Source organism: Nonomuraea glycinis, assembly GCF_014646515.1.
GTDB classification, from domain to species: Bacteria; Actinomycetota; Actinomycetes; order Streptosporangiales; family Streptosporangiaceae; genus Nonomuraea; species Nonomuraea glycinis.
On sequence record NZ_BMNK01000044.1, the window covers coordinates 1 to 667 of the forward strand.

The 667-nt window shown below is 57.4% G+C and carries 1 rRNA gene; it reads left to right on the forward strand.

Features of this window, described 5'->3' with window-relative positions:
• Positions 1-667, forward strand: a 23S ribosomal RNA gene (locus IEY87_RS45320); the annotation flags it as partial.

The following is a 667-nucleotide window of genomic DNA, read 5'->3' on the forward strand; positions in this document are numbered from 1 at the left end:
TGGAGGCTGTGCGAGTGAGAATGCAGGCATGAGTAGCGAATCGAGGGTGAGAAACCCTCGCGCCGGATGACCAAGGGTTCCTGGGCCAGGCTAATCCGCCCAGGGTAAGTCGGGACCTAAGGCGAGGCCGACAGGCGTAGTCGATGGACAACGGGTTGATATTCCCGTACCCGCTTTAACGCGCCCATACTGAACCTCGTGATGCTAAGAGTCCTTAACTCGCCTAAAGCCTTCGGGCTTGGGGTCAGAGTGAACGCTCGGTCCGATCGGGTAGTAGGTAAGCGATGGGGTGACGCAGGAAGGTAGTCCAGCCCAGGCGATGGTAGTCCTGGGGTAAGCATGTAGGGAGTGGGGTAGGCAAATCCGCCCCGCATTAATCCTGAGATGTGATGCCGAGCCGATTGTGGTGAAGTGGATGATCCTATGCTGCCGAGAAAAGCCTCTAGCGAGTGTTGTGGCGGCCCGTACCCTAAACCGACTCAGGTGGTCAGGTAGAGAATACCAAGGCGATCGGGTGAACTGTGGTTAAGGAACTCGGCAAATTGCCCCCGTAACTTCGGGAGAAGGGGGACCTCTGCTGGTGATCGGACTTGCTCTGTGAGCTGGTGGTGGTCGCAGTGGCCAGGGGGAAGCGACTGTTTACTAAAAACACAGGTCCGTGCGAAGT